The sequence below is a fragment of the Nostoc sp. CALU 1950 genome, assembly GCF_051172895.1.
Classification (GTDB): Bacteria; Cyanobacteriota; Cyanobacteriia; order Cyanobacteriales; family Nostocaceae; genus Nostoc; species Nostoc edaphicum_A.
Genome location: NZ_JBDNJQ010000177.1, coordinates 1 through 16,059, shown reverse-complemented (window position 1 = coordinate 16,059; position 16,059 = coordinate 1). Strand labels below are relative to the sequence as shown.

At 42.4% G+C, this 16,059-nt stretch carries 14 protein-coding genes; 10 read left to right on the top strand and 4 right to left on the bottom strand.

What is annotated here, in order from left to right; all coding sequences use genetic code 11:
- The first annotated feature begins 153 nt into the window (after positions 1–153).
- The 3 genes from ABF638_RS31605 (at position 154) to ABF638_RS31595 (ending at position 2,639) form a co-directional block, all read left to right on the top strand.
- Positions 154–912 (top strand): ATP-binding cassette domain-containing protein, encoded by a 759-nt coding sequence (locus ABF638_RS31605; RefSeq protein WP_069074829.1) that lies wholly within the window; start codon positions 154–156, stop codon positions 910–912.
- Complete coding sequence (locus ABF638_RS31600; protein WP_084227410.1) at positions 909–1,541, top strand: ABC transporter permease; 633 nt, start codon at positions 909–911, stop codon at positions 1,539–1,541. Before ABF638_RS31605 ends, ABF638_RS31600 begins: the two co-directional genes overlap by 4 nt.
- 195 nt (positions 1,542–1,736) lie before the next feature.
- The gene (locus tag ABF638_RS31595; protein WP_435026812.1) at positions 1,737–2,639 is read left to right on the top strand and encodes a glycine betaine ABC transporter substrate-binding protein; all 903 of its coding nucleotides are present in this window, start codon (positions 1,737–1,739) and stop codon (positions 2,637–2,639) included.
- Between the two features lie 83 nt (positions 2,640–2,722).
- Here ABF638_RS31595 and ABF638_RS31590 read toward each other — a convergent pair whose 3' ends face one another.
- Together ABF638_RS31590 and ABF638_RS31585 are read right to left on the bottom strand one after the other, a co-directional pair.
- Positions 2,723–3,352: a Uma2 family endonuclease gene (locus ABF638_RS31590; RefSeq protein WP_435026811.1), complete on the bottom strand. Its 630-nt coding sequence runs from the start codon at positions 3,350–3,352 to the stop codon at positions 2,723–2,725.
- A 75-nt stretch (positions 3,353–3,427) separates the two neighbouring features.
- On the bottom strand, positions 3,428–6,397 hold the full coding sequence (locus ABF638_RS31585; RefSeq protein WP_435026810.1) for a beta strand repeat-containing protein: 2,970 nt from the start codon (positions 6,395–6,397) through the stop codon (positions 3,428–3,430).
- A gap of 933 nt (positions 6,398–7,330) precedes the next feature.
- Between ABF638_RS31585 and ggt the strand changes: the two genes are divergently transcribed.
- Entirely contained in the window at positions 7,331–9,076 is a 1,746-nt protein-coding gene (gene ggt / locus ABF638_RS31580; RefSeq protein ID WP_435026815.1) for a gamma-glutamyltransferase, read from the top strand.
- Between the two features lie 69 nt (positions 9,077–9,145).
- Here ggt and ABF638_RS31575 read toward each other — a convergent pair whose 3' ends face one another.
- Positions 9,146–9,409, bottom strand: a complete 264-nt coding sequence (locus tag ABF638_RS31575) for a hypothetical protein (RefSeq protein WP_181930461.1) — start codon at positions 9,407–9,409, stop codon at positions 9,146–9,148.
- A gap of 696 nt (positions 9,410–10,105) precedes the next feature.
- On the opposite strand from ABF638_RS31575, the gene prfB reads away from it, so the two are divergent.
- From prfB to ABF638_RS31545, 6 genes are all read left to right on the top strand, one after another.
- Positions 10,106–11,228 (top strand): peptide chain release factor 2 gene (gene prfB, locus ABF638_RS31570; RefSeq protein ID WP_435026808.1). Its coding sequence is split into 2 segments (ribosomal slippage): positions 10,106–10,177 and positions 10,179–11,228, totalling 1,122 coding nucleotides; the frame shifts between segments, so codons are not numbered across the junction.
- 191 nt (positions 11,229–11,419) lie between these two features.
- Complete coding sequence (locus tag ABF638_RS31565; protein ID WP_435026806.1) at positions 11,420–11,575, top strand: DUF3285 domain-containing protein; 156 nt, start codon at positions 11,420–11,422, stop codon at positions 11,573–11,575.
- Between the two features lie 39 nt (positions 11,576–11,614).
- The gene (gene ybeY / locus ABF638_RS31560; RefSeq protein ID WP_435026814.1) at positions 11,615–12,142 is read left to right on the top strand and encodes an rRNA maturation RNase YbeY; all 528 of its coding nucleotides are present in this window, start codon (positions 11,615–11,617) and stop codon (positions 12,140–12,142) included.
- Between the two features lie 153 nt (positions 12,143–12,295).
- Positions 12,296–12,751 (top strand): diacylglycerol kinase family protein, encoded by a 456-nt coding sequence (locus tag ABF638_RS31555; protein WP_420761008.1) that lies wholly within the window; start codon positions 12,296–12,298, stop codon positions 12,749–12,751.
- A gap of 255 nt (positions 12,752–13,006) precedes the next feature.
- Entirely contained in the window at positions 13,007–13,606 is a 600-nt protein-coding gene (locus ABF638_RS31550) for an anthranilate synthase component II (protein ID WP_420761007.1), read from the top strand.
- 3 nt (positions 13,607–13,609) lie between these two features.
- Entirely contained in the window at positions 13,610–14,377 is a 768-nt protein-coding gene (locus tag ABF638_RS31545; RefSeq protein ID WP_435026805.1) for an MBL fold metallo-hydrolase, read from the top strand.
- A gap of 167 nt (positions 14,378–14,544) precedes the next feature.
- On the opposite strand, the gene ABF638_RS31540 is transcribed toward ABF638_RS31545, so the two are convergent.
- Complete coding sequence (locus tag ABF638_RS31540) at positions 14,545–15,771, bottom strand: FG-GAP repeat domain-containing protein (protein ID WP_435026804.1); 1,227 nt, start codon at positions 15,769–15,771, stop codon at positions 14,545–14,547.
- Between the last annotated feature and the right edge of the window lie 288 nt (positions 15,772–16,059).

Below are 16,059 nucleotides of genomic sequence, written 5' to 3'. Positions count from 1 at the left end.
TTAGCGATTCATCGCGTCTCTTGCCTTAGCGATTCATCGCGTCTCTTGCCTTAGCAATTCATCGCGTCTCTCACCTTAACCAAACAGTATTGGTTAGCACGCCAGCAAAATCAGCACATAATACATACAGCTAGCGTCCACCAAAAGCCACCCATGCAGCAAAATAACCAAACCGCCGTTGAATTCCGCGATGTTACCTTTAGCCGCAATCATCGCCCCTTGGTGTCAAATCTCAATTTCACCATCCGCCAAGGGGAAGCACTGGTGTTACTTGGGCGCAGTGGTAGCGGCAAAACCACCACAATGAAATTAATTAATCGCCTATTTACACCTACACAAGGCGAAGTTTTATTTGATGGCATTCCCACAACTGAATGGGATGAAATTAAACTGCGGCGAAAAATTGGTTACGTCATTCAAGAAATTGGTTTATTTCCCCATTTTACAGTTGAACGCAATGTGGGTTTAGTTCCTTCTTTGGAAGGTTGGCAATCTAAACAAATTAAAACGCGGGTTTATGAATTGCTGCAATTAGTAGGCTTAGAACCAGCACAATTCGCTGGACGTTACCCGCACGAACTTTCGGGAGGACAAAGGCAAAGAGTCGGGGTAGCCAGGGCTTTAGCAGCAGATCCGCCAGTGTTGTTGATGGATGAACCCTTTGGCGCACTTGATCCGATTACGCGTCTAGAACTGCAACAAGAGTTTCGGCATTTGCAGCAAGAGTTAGGCAAGACAGTTGTTTTCGTCACCCACGATATTCAAGAAGCCTTGGTTTTGGCATCGAGAATTGGTTTAATGTATGGCGGAGAATTGGTAGTATTGGGGACAACAGATGAATTTATGCGATCGCAACACCCAGAAAGTCTCGCCTTTCTTCAATGTCTGCGTTCCCTTCAAGATACTCTATGAAAAATTTCTTCCTCGTTAAGTATGCCCCAGAAATTCTTCAGCATACTCTCGAACACCTATTTTTAGTAGGCATTGCCATTGGAATTGCCATACTTGTAGGCATTCCATTAGGTATTTTAATTACACGTAAAACTTATCTCCGCCAACCAATTCTTGGCATAGCGAATATTCTCCAAACTATTCCTAGTTTGGCACTGTTTGGCTTACTCATTCCTGTTCCTATAATTGGCGGAATTGGTGCAGTACCAGCAATTGTTGCCCTGACTGTATATTCCTTGCTGCCGATAATCCGTAACACTTACACAGGTATTACTGGCGTCGATCCAGCAATTCGGGAAGCTGGGAGAGGCATGGGGATGACAGATAGACAGTTGTTATTGCAAGTTGAGATTCCCTTGGCAATGGGAGTAATTTTAGCAGGAGTGCGAGTAGCAACAGTAATTGCTATTGGTATTGCAACTATTGCAGCGGCGATTGGTGCTGGCGGTTTGGGAGTGTTTATTTTTCGTGGGATATCAGTTGTAAATGATCAGCTAATTTTAGCTGGTGCAGTTCCGGCGGCAGGAATTGCATTACTGGCTGACTTTGCAATTGGCTGGATGGAGAATAAATTAAAAATTAAAAGTTAACCCTAAACTTAACCCCCAGCCCTGGCGACTAGAAGTCGCAGCTACACAGACTTGTGTTGAGCGGAGTCGAAATACAAAACCTGCCTACGCAGGTTAAAAACCCTTAATTTTTTCTTATTGTTTGTGTAGTAGCGAATTCTATTTGCCCAATACTTGTAATACATCCTCTAAAATTTAATTTATAAATTGTCTCTTATGAAAAGATTTTTAGCACTTTGTTTTTTAACTTTTGCCTTGCTATTGGTAATTACTAGCTGTACGCCAAATTCAAATAGTAATAACGGTGGCAATATTATTCTTGCTTCTAAAGATTTTACTGAACAAGATATTTTAGGTGAACTGTTAGCACAGCAAATTGAGGCGACAACTAATTTAAAAGTAGATCGTCGCCCTCGTTTGGGTGGTTCTTTTGTTTGTCATAGTGCTATTACTGCTGGCAAAATCGACGCATATATTGAGTATACAGGCACAGCTTTTACTGGAATTTTAAAGCAGAAAGCAGTTAATGACCCCAAAGAGGTTTATGAAAGATTAAAACAAGCATACTCCCAGCAATTCAATCTGGAAGTGATGCCAAGCTTGGGTTTTGAAAATACTTTTGCAATAATTATCCGGGGTGAAGATGCCAAGCGCAACAACATTGAAACTCTCTCTCAAGCTACTCAGTATACACCAAAGTGGCGTGGCGGTTTCGGTTATGAATTTTTAGAACGAGAAGATGGTTTTCCAGGATTAGCTAAAACTTACGATTTACGTTTTGCCAAATCTCCCCAAATTATGGACTTGGGTTTAATATATCGTGCTTTGATTCAAAAACAGGTAGATATGGTGGCGGGTAATTCCACTGACGGACAGATTTCTCGCTTAGGTTTAGTTGTACTAAAGGATGATAAAAAGTATTTTCCGCCTTATGAAACAGTGCCTATTGTCCGACAAGAAATATTAAAAAAGTATCCTGAATTAAGAACTGCGATCGCCTCACTTGCCGGAAAGATTTCGGCAGATGAAATGCGTCAATTAAACTATCTGGTTGAGGGTGAATTACGTGATATTAAAGATGTTGTCCAGGAGTTTCGGATATCAAAGAAATTAAAATAATTCGTAATTCGTAATTCGTAATTAAGGGTTAGTCTAACGCACTGAGAATCTGAAATTGTGCGTTACGGAAGCCGTAACACACCCTACTGTTGTCCATGCAAAAAGTTCTTTAACCACCTAATGACTTCACTTGTTGATTGCTCATTGGTCATTTGGAGACATTGCTGCACAATTTCTCTGACGTTAGGAAAGTAGCTGCTTTCTGTAAGCACATAACTTTCTGTCTGTAATCTATAAATTAATAGGCGATTACTCTTTAATATCCAAAATTCTGGCACTCGATAAGGTAAGTAATCATTAATATCGGTGTAGCTTGTAACATCTATTTCAATCGCTAAATCTGGTGGTGGATCTGACTCCCAATCAATTCTTTTTTTGCCTACTACTGCTCTACAATTTTCAATGTAAAAGGAATAGTCTGGTTCAATACCACTAATTTCTGGCAAGCTCATGGTAATGGGCGTAAATGACTCGTATATGCGGTTTAAATGATCCAGCAAAACCTTAGCAATATCTGCCAGCAAACTCGCATCTCTTCCGTGTTCTGGTAGCGGTGCCATTAGCAAAATTTCCCCAGGTCTATATTTAATACGAGGTGAGGAGCGATCGCCTAATTGCTGACTCAATACTTGATAGTCTTGCCAGTTTCCCAGAAGTTTTAACACCGCGCCAGGTGGTAACTCGATTTTTTCTGGTGTAATTACGGTATCCATATACTTTGAGAACGTTTCCTTTTTGGCTTGCTTACATCCCCATCCTGTAGAGGGATGGGGATGTAAGCAATATGGTTAAACAACCACAAAATTGTTGTTCGTTAGTGACAACCCAGTAGATAATTCTGCAAATTGCACCTGAGTAAATGCGCCTGCATTACCATCTTGGTCAAAGAACAATGCACCTGTGGTGGAGTTATAAATAAATCGCTGGGTGCTAGTGGTTGCAGATTCTCCAAGTGTAAACTGACTCGTCTTAAGTACACCTGCTGATAAACCGCCACCAAAACCAGCAGCCGATACTTGAATTAGTTCATTAGGTTCATTAAGAGAACTGAAGTCACGTATCCTATCAAGACCTTCATCGAAACTATTGAAAACAAAGGTATCAGTACCATTTTCCCCAAAGAGCCTATCATTACCCTTGCCACCAATGAGGATAGAATCGCCACTGCCACCTCTGAGGGTATCGTCACCATTGCCACCAATTACGGTGTTATTACCTGAGGCACCAGAGGCTATCAGGGAATCATTACCATCGCCCCCATCTAATAGATTATTGCCTGAACCGAAAACATTAAATATATCGTTACCATTGCCCCCATATAATAGATTGTTGCCTGTATCGGAAGCATTCAATATATCGTTACCATCGCCCCCATCTAATAGATTATTGCCTGTTGAACCGTAAACATCCAAATAATCGTTACCAGCACCACCGTTGAGAGTGTTATTGCCAGATATGCTACCGTTAACAAAATTTCCGAATTCGTCGTAATCGTAACTCAACGCCTGTAAAGAATCATTGCCATTGCCTCCATTGAGGAGGTGATTTCCTGTTGAAAGACTAATATCCAAGAAATCGTCACCAGCGCCGCCATCTATTGTATCGTTACCATTGCCTGAGCGGAGCTTATCATTACCATTGCTTCCCACAAGATAATCATCGTAGTCTGTACCTGTGATATTTAATTGTTCGATATTCTTGTAGCTAAACACTGTTGTGTCCGCCGTCGAAGAAATTACTGTAATGTTAGTAGTAGGATTGAAAGTCGAAGTAATTCCCGTGGTAGCACTGCTATAACTGAAAGACAAGGTGTCGTTACCTGCTCCCCCGTCTACTGTTTGAGTGACTAACGTAGATAGGGAGTCAAAATTTAAGGAATCATTGCCATTGCCACCATTGAGGGTGTTATTGCCAGTGCCACCATTAAGAGTGTCATTGCCATCGCCACCGTTGAGAGTGTCATTGCCATCGCCACCCCTCAAAATGTCATTGCCACTTAAGCCTTCAAGAATGTCATCACCCCCTTGACCATTGATGACATCATTTGAATTGTCAAAGCCACTAACATTGTTGTCTAGGTTGTTTAGGAAGGTGACTGTGTTCTTTTTAAAGACAGTGCTTTGGGTGGAGTTGGCATCGAAGACATCAAAGCTGTCGGTGATGGTAGTTTGCCCATAAAACAAAATATTGCCCAAATCTACAGTGGCTCCAGTAGATTTGGTTAGGTTTTCCAGGTTTTCTAGGGCAAAGTTTTCCAGGATGAATCTGGTATCACCATACCCTTGAAAGCTGATTTCCAAACTTGTGCCATTCTGGGTGAGAAGCAAATTGTCGGCAGTGAAGCCACTATTGTCCTGGAATATTAGAGTGTCCACTTCGGCTATAACTGCTGCTGTGGGGTTTGTTCCTTTACCTACTCCATCAAAATCGGCGATCGTATGAGTGCCATTATTAATGGTGTCGCTGTAGTAGTCGTCCTCTTTGTATAAGCCGTCGTAAACAAATTTATCCTTACCACCGCCGCCTGTAAGGCTATCATTGCCATTACCACCTGTAAGGCTATCATCGCCATTACCACCGTTGAGGGTGTTATTACCAGTGGCACCAGAAGTTGTTAGAGTATCATTGCCATCGCCCCCAGAGAGGAAGTTATTGCCAGATGAGCGAGAGTCGTAGGCGGAGTCGTAATAAAATGTAAAAAAGCCAGAGATGTCTAGAAAATCATTGCCATCCCCTCCAAAAAGCAGGTTATCGCCTGATGATCCACTAGCACTCAAGATATCATCACCATTACCACCGTTGAGGGTGTTATCGCCATCTGAGCCAGAGTTAGACGATGTATACTGCTCACTACTTGTCCTCCCAGAGATGGAGAGAGAATCATTGCCATCGCCCCCATCTAAGAGGTTATCGCCTAATGAACCGCTAGCATTTAAAGTATCATTACCTGCCCCACCGTTGAGGGTATTGTTGCCTAAAGAGCGATTGTCGTAGCTTGGTGTGTAGTAGTTGTTGTAGTTTCCGCCAGAGATGGAGAGAAAATCATTGCCATCGCCACCATTAAACAGATTATTGCTTGAGGGGAAGTCAGCATACAAATTATCGTCACCAACACCACCGTTGAGGGTATTATTGCCCGCGCCACCCCTCAAAATGTCATTGCCACTTAAGCCTTCAAGAATGTCATCACCCCCTTGACCATTGATGACATCATTTGAATTGTCAAAGCCACTAACATTGTTGTCTAGGTCGTTTAGGAAGGTGACTGTGTTCTTTTTAAAGACAGTGCTTTGGGTGGAGTTGGCATCGAAGACATCAAAGCTGTCGGTGATGGTAGTTTGCCCATAAAAAAGAATATTACCCAAATCTACGGTGGCTCCAGCGGATTTGGTGAGGTTATCCAGGTTTTCCAGGGCAAAGTTTTTCAGGATGAATTTGTAACCAGCTAAGGAACTATTACCAAACCCTTGAAAGCCGATTTCCAAACTTGTGCCATTCTGGGCGAGGAGCAAGTTTTGGGCTGTAAAGCCACTATCGCCCTGGAAACTTAAGGTATCCACTTCGGCAATAACTGCTGCTGTGGGGTTTGTTCCTTTACCTACTCCACCGAAATCGGTGATCTTATTAATGTAGTTTGAGCCGCCTTCAAAAAGAAATCTATCGTTGCCACCGCCACCAGTTAGGGTGTCGTTGTAATCGATGTAATCAAAAGCGCCCTGTAGGGTGTCGTTACCGCTGGTTCCAATGATAATTGCCATAACTTTTTCCTGATTGAATGGATTTTTGGAGTAAGTTCAGTTGTCAATAATCGAGTTTGTGCTGTTTGATGGCACAAATAATTTGCCAAAAGTTGAAGCTTTCGGCATACAATATTCACTCTTTAGATAGATAGACTCGCCAATTGTTCATTAAAGATTTCCCCTTTAATTCGCTTTCAAACATTACTTATCCCAGGATTGAGAACTATCTAAGTCTTAAGCACTGTACAAAATTTAGTTGCTTTGTCAATGCATAAGTCTTACTAGTTTAAAAATAGGGAAAACTTTAGATGGCATAAAAAAGAGAATTTTTATGCATTTGTTGTCGGCGTAGCTTGCCGCCGTAGGCATCGCCCTTGAATTTCTATCTGTAAAATAGCAAACATCAAAATAACCCAACAATAACTAAATATCGAATATTTACTTAGATGTCTATCTTTTAAAAAAATCTTTGCATACTCTTTATATTTGTAAGAGACCATTTAAAAAGTAAATGTTAAATTGTAGCGTGCGTTATCGCTGAGAGTACGACACCTGGGAATATGGTGCGTTACGGCTAAATTAGACTTTCTCAAACCCTCAAATTCCTACACAGCCGTAACACACCCTACTTAATATTTACTTTATAAATCAATACGATTCAGTTAAGGGCTAAGTGTACAAAATTGTGGGTTTTCGAGACGCGATAAATCGCCGTCTCTACAAGTGTTTTGGTCTTATCTGAACTGTATTGCTTTATAAATAGGCTCTAACCATTCCCCCCCCTGCTCCCTGCCTCTTTTTCAAGGGGGAGCCATGCCTACGGCGACAAGCTACGCAAACAATGGTAATCAAAATCTGATAAATTAAGTACACTCAGATGCTATATATGTATAAGTTTTTATGAAAAATGGTATAAAAATGCTTACTGTTACTAAAGCCAAGCCAGTTGCGATGCCTGTGGCGCACGTAGCCATTGCAGTCTTTTCTTTCACCCTCTTTGTTTATAGCCAAGTTGCCTCGGCTGCTTTAACTTTACCCCTACGCAGCAAAAAGGGAATGGTGGTTTCAGCCCATCCCCTAGCGAGTGAAGCGGGAGTTTCGATGTTACGCAAAGGTGGTAATGCTGTAGATGCAGCTGTAGCCACAACCTTTGCAATTTCTGTAGTTGAGCCTTTTTCAGCCGGAATCGGTGGCGGCGGATTTTTGCTGATGCACTCTGAGAAAACTGGCAACATCAAAGCATTAGATTTCCGTGAACGCGCACCCTTGAAAGCTACAAGAAATATGTATCTTGACGCAGAAGGAAAGGTGCGTCCCAATGCAAGTATTAAAGGTTATTTAGCAGTGGCGACACCAGGAACGGTGTCGGGACTTTATGAAGTGCATCGTCGCTATGGTAAGCTTTCTTGGCAAGAGGTGATGAAACCTGCGATCGCACTCGCTAAAGATGGCTTCATTCTGGGCGATGCAGCAACTTGGCGTTATCTGCAAACAAACCAATCCAGCCAGCCAGCACTTCTTAACAATCCGGCCCTGCGGGAAATTTTCACTCGCAACGGTGAATTTTACAAACCAGGGGACAAGCTAGTGCAGCGTGATTTAGCACAGACTTTAGCCACAATTACCCAAAATCCCCAAAGTTTTTACACCGGAAGTATTGCCCGTGCGATCGCTTCTGATATGGTAAAAAATGGTGGTTTAATTACTTTAGAAGACCTCAAAGCCTACAAACCAATCTGGCGCACTCCCGTTTGTGGAAATTTTCGCCAAGCTAAAATTTGCTCAATGCCGCCACCTTCATCGGGAGGCGTTCACCTATTGCAGATTTTAAATATTATTGGTGATACCGATTTTAAATCTTTAGGATGGCATCATCCCGACGCCATACATTTAATGGTAGAGGCAATGAAGATTGCTTACAGCGATCGCTCACAATATTTAGGCGATCCTGATTTTGTCAAAGTCCCTGTACAAGAACTACTTAGTCCAGCTTACGCCAAAAAACGCCGTCAAGAAATTAATATGCAAGTGGCTAGACCCTCGACCGAGATCAAGCCAGTAGATTTGAATTCCAAATGTCTGCGTCTTCCCTCATCTCCTTGTCCTCGGCATGAATCTCCTGAAACCAGCCATCTTAGTGTTGTGGATGAAGAACGCAACGCCGTGAGTTTGACTTTCACGATTAATCTCAGTTTTGGTGCTGGTGTAGTAACACCAGGAACTGGAATTGTCCTCAACAATGAGATGGATGATTTTGCTGCTGCGCCAGGAGTACCTAATGCCTTTGGTTTGGTTGGTAACGATGCCAATAGCATTGCGCCCCGCAAAACTCCTCTATCCAGCATGACTCCCACAATTGTCACAGAAAATGGTCGTTTCCGTATGGCAGCGGGTGCGCCTGGTGGTAGCACCATTATCACTCAGGTTTTACAAGTGATTTTGAATGTGCTGGAATACAACATGGATGTTGGTGCGGCTGTTTCTGTTCCACGCATACATCATCAATGGCTACCAGATGAGTTGCGCGTTGAATCCTGGGGCTTAGATGCTTTGACTGTGCAAGATTTACGCCGTCGGGGACACAAAATAAAAGAAACTGCTCCCTGGGGTAATGGTAACGCGATCGCGGTTACACCCGATGGAACTCTAGAAGGGGCCGCCGATCCTCGCGGTGAAGGTTCCCCAAGAGGTTTGTAAGCAAGTCAGGGATTGGGGAGACGCAACGACGCGCAGAATAACTAATGACTTATGACAAATGACAAATGACTATTGATTTTGAATTGTTGACTCTGCGTAGCTGCTATTGCCAAACTCGTTTGCCCTTGCGCTAGGTACTAATGTCCAACCTGCTTTCAGAAGTTTTTGATAAGTTGCCCAACCTTTAGAACCACCTGGTATTTGATAATCTGGGACTGCAAAATGTCCAAAAGTGGTGTAGGGACGCCAAGGCTGATTGGGTTCTGTCTGCAAATACAAAATTTTCTCTCCATCGCCACCAGACTTAGATAACCAGCACATTTGTCGATGCATTGCAAACTCCTTTGCTTTTAGCTAATAACTAACGCATAGTGACAGAATTTTGTCAAGTTACACCTCACCCTTGTGGAGTAATTTTTTGCCTAATACTTTAGACAAGGTGTAATTAATTTCTATCCATTATTAGGATAATTACTTAACAATTCATGCCTAGAGGACAGCTGTTAGTAGGACACAAAGATAAACAGTTTTCGCTCACCTTCTTGATTGGGTGAGATTTTTCTAATGTTATCCGCGTTTTTTATGATTGGGTGTAACAATAACTACTGTTTTGACTGGGGTTCGCAATCAGACTATTTGTTTTTCTGATTATATTAATCACAGATTTTGGAAATGACTTATAAAACAGGAGTCAGAATTCAGAATTCAGAATTCAGAATTGGTGAATACTCTACCCATAAAGGGATAGAGTTTTAAGGCGAGAATATTTTAATTTTTTTCACCCACTAAACACTCGCTTTTTACCAATATTCGTCACCCACTCGTACAGAATTCATACGCTCATTCTGACCAAAGCTAACGAAAACGTCTCTGGCTTTGCTCCTGAGTTCTGAATTCTTCTTATAAATTTTTGTTGATTAGAAGTAGTGCAGGGAGAATTTGCCCAACTACAGCTAAAATTAATAAATACAATAGAATAAAGAGCAATTTAACAATCCAAAGCGCTCTATCAATCATTCAGCAAGCACTATGGAAGTCTTAGAACTCAAACGCGAAATCGAAACGTTGTCTGGCCGCCTGGGTAAAACCCAGGACTATCTTTGACGTACCTGCACTGACAGCCAAAATTCAAGACCTCGAAAAAATATCTGCTCAACCAGAATTTTGGAATGACCAAACCCAAGCCCAACAAACCCTACAAGAACTCAACGACCTGAAAGCCCACCTCCAGCAATACGATCAGTGGCACGCCAATTTGGAAGATACTAAGGCAGTTGTTGAGTTATTGGAGTTAGAAACCGATGAGGCACTACTCCAAGAAGCGGAATCTACCATCACTAAACTGAATCGTGACCTTGACCAGTGGGAGTTACAACAGTTACTTTCCGGGCCTTATGATGCTGAAGGTGCTGTACTGACCATTAGTGCTGGCGCTGGTGGCACAGATGCTCAAGACTGGGCATTTATGCTGATGCGGATGTACACCCGTTGGGGCGAAGCTCACGGCTATAAGGTAACTTTAGCTGAAGAGTCGGAAGGAGATGAAGCCGGAATTAAATCGGCAACCCTAGAAATTACTGGTCGCTATGCTTATGGTTACTTGCGATCGGAAATGGGTACACATCGCTTAGTGCGGATTTCACCTTTTAATGCCAACGGTAAGCGACAAACCAGTTTTGCAGGGGTGGAAGTAATGCCGCAGATTGATAATTCTGTGCAATTGGATATTCCAGACAAGGATTTGGATATCACCACAACTCGGTCTGGTGGTAAAGGTGGACAAAACGTCAACAAAGTAGAAACTGCGGTGCGAATTGTTCACATTCCGACAGGTCTTGCGGTGCGCTGTACAGAAGAGCGATCGCAACTGCAAAATAAAGAAAAAGCCCTCAATCGCCTCAAAGCAAAGCTGTTGGTCATAGCTAAAGAGCAACGTGCCCAAGAAATTGCCGAAATTCGTGGCGATATGGTGGAAGCCTCCTGGGGAAATCAAATCCGTAACTATGTATTTCACCCTTACCAAATGGTGAAAGACTTGCGTACAAACACGGAAACAACAGCGATTGGCGATATTATGAATGGTGAACTTGATACATTCATCCAAGCTTATCTGCGCCAAGAAAATAAACTAGTAGAAAACACTCCTTCATAATTGAGAGTTATTTACAAGTAGTAAGTAAATTATTTTTAACATTACTTACTACTTATTATTTATTTTTTCGTATTTTCAGATTGGCGCGATCGCATAGCATCTTGGATAAATTTCTCAGCAAGATACAGGCGATCGCCATTCTATCCCAGACCAACTGTTACAGTTATAAAAGAGTCTGTAGACAAATAACTATGAGCAACTCTCCTTCATCAGAATCTCAACCTAGCTACGTAAAACTCGCCATGCGAAACATGGTGCGGAAGGGTGCAACTTCCCTGAAGCATTTTGCGTTGACTGCTGTAGGGCTTTTAGCTCTCCTAGTTGGTCTTGCTTACCTAACTCACTAACGACAAATCGTAAACCTCAGACTAGGAGACTGTGTGCCCCTGAGAGTTGAACTATATGTGGAGGAGTATTTTTACGAGTTGTCCCCGACAACATCTGTAAAAATTGGGGACACCCATGCCCGAATTACTCCTGAAACTTGGGAAAATTGGTTTAATGACTGGTTGGAAATACTTCACCCTCAGATTCCGCCAGCGCCAAGTTATGAAATTGGGCTGCGTTTGACAGATGACTCGCAAATTCAAGAACTCAATTCTCAGTATCGTCAACAAAATAAGCCTACCGATGTTTTAGCTTTTGCTGCTTTGGAGGTGGATTTTCCTCAAAGCGAAGAAATGCTAACCTCTGTGCCATTATATCTAGGTGATATTATTGTGTCTGTAGATACGGCACAACGCCAAGCTCAACAACAAGAACATAGTTTACCAACTGAACTAGCCTGGTTAGCTGCTCATGGTTTATTGCACTTGTTAGGCTGGGATCATCCTGATGAAGAAAGTTTGGAGCGAATGTTAGAACAGCAAGTGAGATTGCTGAACGCAATAGGTATTACTATTGACATTGAATAGCAGTAGCTTGTGTATCCGTTAGTGTCAATTTTTGGTAATACTTTTATAATACTTCTGTGGAAAATTCCCTAAAGATTGCCTCAAAGTTAATTCTGCCATTAAGATTGGCAAATATTCCCACTGTAGCAACTCTATCTTTGTATTTTTAAGTCTATGTCCCAAAAAATTTCTCCACCACAAACGCCTACCTCGTTACAAACACTTGTGTCTAATGAACGAGAATTCTCTTGGAAAGTAGCCTCTAATTTATTTGTTAGTTTTAAATATGCTTGGGCTGGAATCAGCTATAGTTTTCAAACTCAACGTAATTTTCGCATCCATGTAAGTGTTTGTGCTTTAGCGATCGCTTTAAGCGTTTTTTTACATCTGCAAGCGGTGGAAATAGCGGTAATTGGTATAACTAGTGGTTTAGTTTTGGCATTAGAGTTACTAAATACAGCGATCGAGTCCCTTGTGGACTTAACCGTTAAGCAGACATACCATGATCTGGCAAAAATTGCTAAAGATTGTGCAGCCGGTGCAGTCCTTGTCTCTGCTTTAGTAGCGGTGCTGGTAGCTGGTACGCTATTGCTCCCTCCTCTGGTAACGTTAATTATATCGGCTTTGTAAATGTGATTTGCAAAGGCGAGCATTTACCGCAGGCATAGCCAAGTGACTCGGTAAGAGAATTACACTCTGTCCGATTTCCTTTGCAGAACATATTATAAGCAATTTAAAATTTACGAAGTGGCTTGTCGTAGAGTAGCCGCTTTATATATACGTGTCCACGTCAGCGTTATTTTTACACCTAGCAAACAAATAGCATGAGATATTTGTCTATGCTGTTTGCAACTAGTGAGTGTTAAAAACCAGGAGTGATGAGCTTTGATTATAGTTATCGATAATTACGACAGTTTTACATATAACTTAGTGCAATATCTGGGAGAATTGGCAGCAGAATTCCCAGTTGCAGATGAGATTAAAGTTTTTCGTAACGACAAAATATCCATAGATGAGATTCAAGCCTTAAAGCCGGAAGCTGTGGTTATTTCTCCTGGGCCTGGTCGCCCGGAAGATGCCGGTATTTCTTTAGAATTGATTGAACAGCTAGGACAAGAGTTACCAATTTTAGGTGTCTGTTTGGGACATCAAAGCATCGGTCAAGTATTCGGTGGTAAAATAATTCCGGCTCCAGAATTGATGCATGGCAAAACCTCTCAGGTGTCTCACACTGGGGTGGGAGTTTTCCGGGGATTAGAAAATCCTCTAACCGCCACCAGGTATCACAGTTTGGTAATCGAACGTGAGACTTGCCCAGATGTGTTAGAAATCACCGCTTGGGTTGAAGACAACACCATTATGGGAGTGCGACACCGGAACTATCCTCACATTCAGGGCGTCCAATTTCACCCAGAGAGTGTCCTGACATCTTCAGGAAAACAGTTATTGCGAAATTTTTTGGAACAGTTACAGTCAAGAGCATAATTAATGAAACGACGACAGTTGATGGGCTATGCTGGGGCGGGGTTGGTCACAGCTTTAGTTACTACCTTGGGTTCTGAATCTCAAGCTGACGCACAATCTAGCGGTTTATCAGTTCAGTGGTTGGGTCATACTTGCTTTCTTTTTACTGGTGGCGGTGCGAAAGTTCTCGTCAATCCATTTCGGACAGTCGGCTGTACTGCTGGATATCGTCCCCCAAAAGTGGCAGCAGATTTAGTACTGATTAGCAGTCAACTACTAGATGAAGGTGCTGTAGATGTACTACCGGGAAATGCAAAACTCATCTATGAACCAGGAGTTTATGAGTTTAAAGGCATTAAGTTCCAAGGAATTGCCATAGACCACGATCGCAAAGGTGGTAAGCAGTTTGGCTCAAACACCGCTTGGAGTTGGAAGCAAGGCGGAATTAATATCTTACACTTAGGCGGAGCCGCTGCACCAATTACCATTGAGCAAAAAATCCTGATGGGGCGTCCCGATGTAGCATTTATTCCAGTGGGAGGCAGTGCAAAAGCCTACAATGCTGAGGAAGCAAAGCAGGCTGTTCAAGTGTTAAATCCTAAACTCGTGATTCCAACCCATTACCGGACACAGGCTGCTGATGCTGCTAAGTGCGATATTTCACCACTCGATGATTTTCTGACCTTGATGCAAGGTATGACAGTGCGGCGTAGCAATGGAGATAGTATTTCCATTAGCCCTGGTAAATTGCCGGAAAATGGGGAAATTCAGGTTTTGAGTTACAAGTTTTGAATAAAAGGGACTGAGAAAGAACCAGGGGAAGCAGGGGGAGAATAATGACCTCTCCCCCAACCCCTCTCCGACGCGGAGAGGGGAGCAAAAGGCTGAATTCGTTGCTCCTCCCTTTCCGTTTCGGAGAGGGAGGCTGGGAGGGAGAGGTTCATCGAACTCACGTGATTTTAGAACGTATACCACTCTGGGCCAAGCTTATCTGCGTCGCTGATGGGAGTCTCAACGGCTGTCGTCTCATTGATAGTCCAAATGTTGTCTGCACTTGCTGTCTGATCGCGCCAGTAGATATCGGTCTTACCATCACCGTTATAATCACCAAGAGATGGTGTCAAGGCTGGGTTATTAGCCGGTAAGAAAGCTTCAGTAGCGACTGTTGTACCATCCATCAACCAAGCAGTGTTTGCACCTGTGGTTCCATTGTGCCAGAAGATATCGGTCTTGCCATCACCGTTGAAATCACCAATTTTGGAAGTCCAAGATGAGTCAAGTGTTCCCAAAGCACCTTCAGTGACTAAGATACCTCTCATTGTCCAAATCTTGTTCTCACCTGTTTGAGCGTTTCTCCACAACAGGTCAGTGCTTAAATCGCCGTTGAAATCGCCAACGCTATAAGTCCAAGCTGCATCTTGTGATTGCAGAGCAAATTCACTCTTTTGCGTACCATCCATGAACCAAACGCTGTTATCGCCTGTTGTCTGATTGCGCCAGAAGATGTCACTCTTGCCGTTGCCGTCGAAATCAACAATGGTAGGAGTTAGTGCTGGGTCTGTAGTGTCTAGAACAGTTGCAGTGAGAACTGTTGTGCCATCCATTTCCCAAATAGCGTTCTCACCGGTTGTAGCATTATGCCAGAAAATATCGGTTTTGCGATCGCCATTGAAATCGCCAATTGTTGGATTCCAGGCTGCATCAACGGTAGTTAGAGCAGCTGCATTAGCAACTCTGGTGCCATCCATCAGCACAATACTATTCTCACCGGTTGTCTTATTGCGTAATAAGAAGTCGGTTTTGCCATCATTGTTGAATTCGGCAATTTTGTAATCATAGGCGGCTAGGTCAAATTGACCCAGAGAACCCTGTTCAATAACACTTGTTCCATCCATCAGGCGAACGATAATTTCACCAGTTTGGGCATTGACCCAAAGTTTATCAGTTTTGCCATCACCGTTAAAGTCAGGAACAATCGCTGCACTAGTTAAGTAAGGATTGGGATTGGGATTTGCTGATACCACCGCTGATTGTTCTGGTTGTGAGGAACTCTTACTCCCCAGAAGCGAATCAGAACTTAGAGTAGTTAAACTATCAAGAGGAGATGCTAACGCTTGTATTTTTTGGGAAGTTGCTGCCCATTGATCATTATTGGAGTTTTTTGAAGTATTTTGAGTTCCAAACATGGTGTAGTTTTATGATTGGTTGTCATCTTTTTTTAACTTTTTTTTGAAACCTCTTTCTGTAACCAAATAACATTTACCCGGCTTTCAATATTTCTTTATAACTATTTTTTCTTTATTAATGTCATTCTTTGAAGATAAATATCTGTTTGTTTTAAACTAAAGTTTCTAAATTTTCAAGTCCTATACAAGCAATTATGAAATATTTTTTGTGTTTGATGTATATGATGATTTATAGATATAGGAATCCGCTTTGATTTCTGAACTGATTTGCGTAGGCAGGCAATAGGC

Coding starts and splice junctions, on each gene's coding strand:
- ABF638_RS31605 (WP_069074829.1), top strand. CDS start 154: ATGCAGCAAAATAACCAAACCGCCGTTGAATTCCGCGATGTTACCTTT.
- ABF638_RS31600 (WP_084227410.1), top strand. CDS start 909: ATGAAAAATTTCTTCCTCGTTAAGTATGCCCCAGAAATTCTTCAGCAT.
- ABF638_RS31595 (WP_435026812.1), top strand. CDS start 1,737: ATGAAAAGATTTTTAGCACTTTGTTTTTTAACTTTTGCCTTGCTATTG.
- ABF638_RS31590 (WP_435026811.1), bottom strand. CDS start 3,352: ATGGATACCGTAATTACACCAGAAAAAATCGAGTTACCACCTGGCGCG.
- ABF638_RS31585 (WP_435026810.1), bottom strand. CDS start 6,397: ATGGCAATTATCATTGGAACCAGCGGTAACGACACCCTACAGGGCGCT.
- ggt (WP_435026815.1), top strand. CDS start 7,331: ATGCCTGTGGCGCACGTAGCCATTGCAGTCTTTTCTTTCACCCTCTTT.
- ABF638_RS31575 (WP_181930461.1), bottom strand. CDS start 9,409: ATGCATCGACAAATGTGCTGGTTATCTAAGTCTGGTGGCGATGGAGAG.
- ABF638_RS31565 (WP_435026806.1), top strand. CDS start 11,420: ATGAGCAACTCTCCTTCATCAGAATCTCAACCTAGCTACGTAAAACTC.
- ABF638_RS31555 (WP_420761008.1), top strand. CDS start 12,296: ATGTCCCAAAAAATTTCTCCACCACAAACGCCTACCTCGTTACAAACA.
- ABF638_RS31545 (WP_435026805.1), top strand. CDS start 13,610: ATGAAACGACGACAGTTGATGGGCTATGCTGGGGCGGGGTTGGTCACA.
- ABF638_RS31540 (WP_435026804.1), bottom strand. CDS start 15,771: ATGTTTGGAACTCAAAATACTTCAAAAAACTCCAATAATGATCAATGG.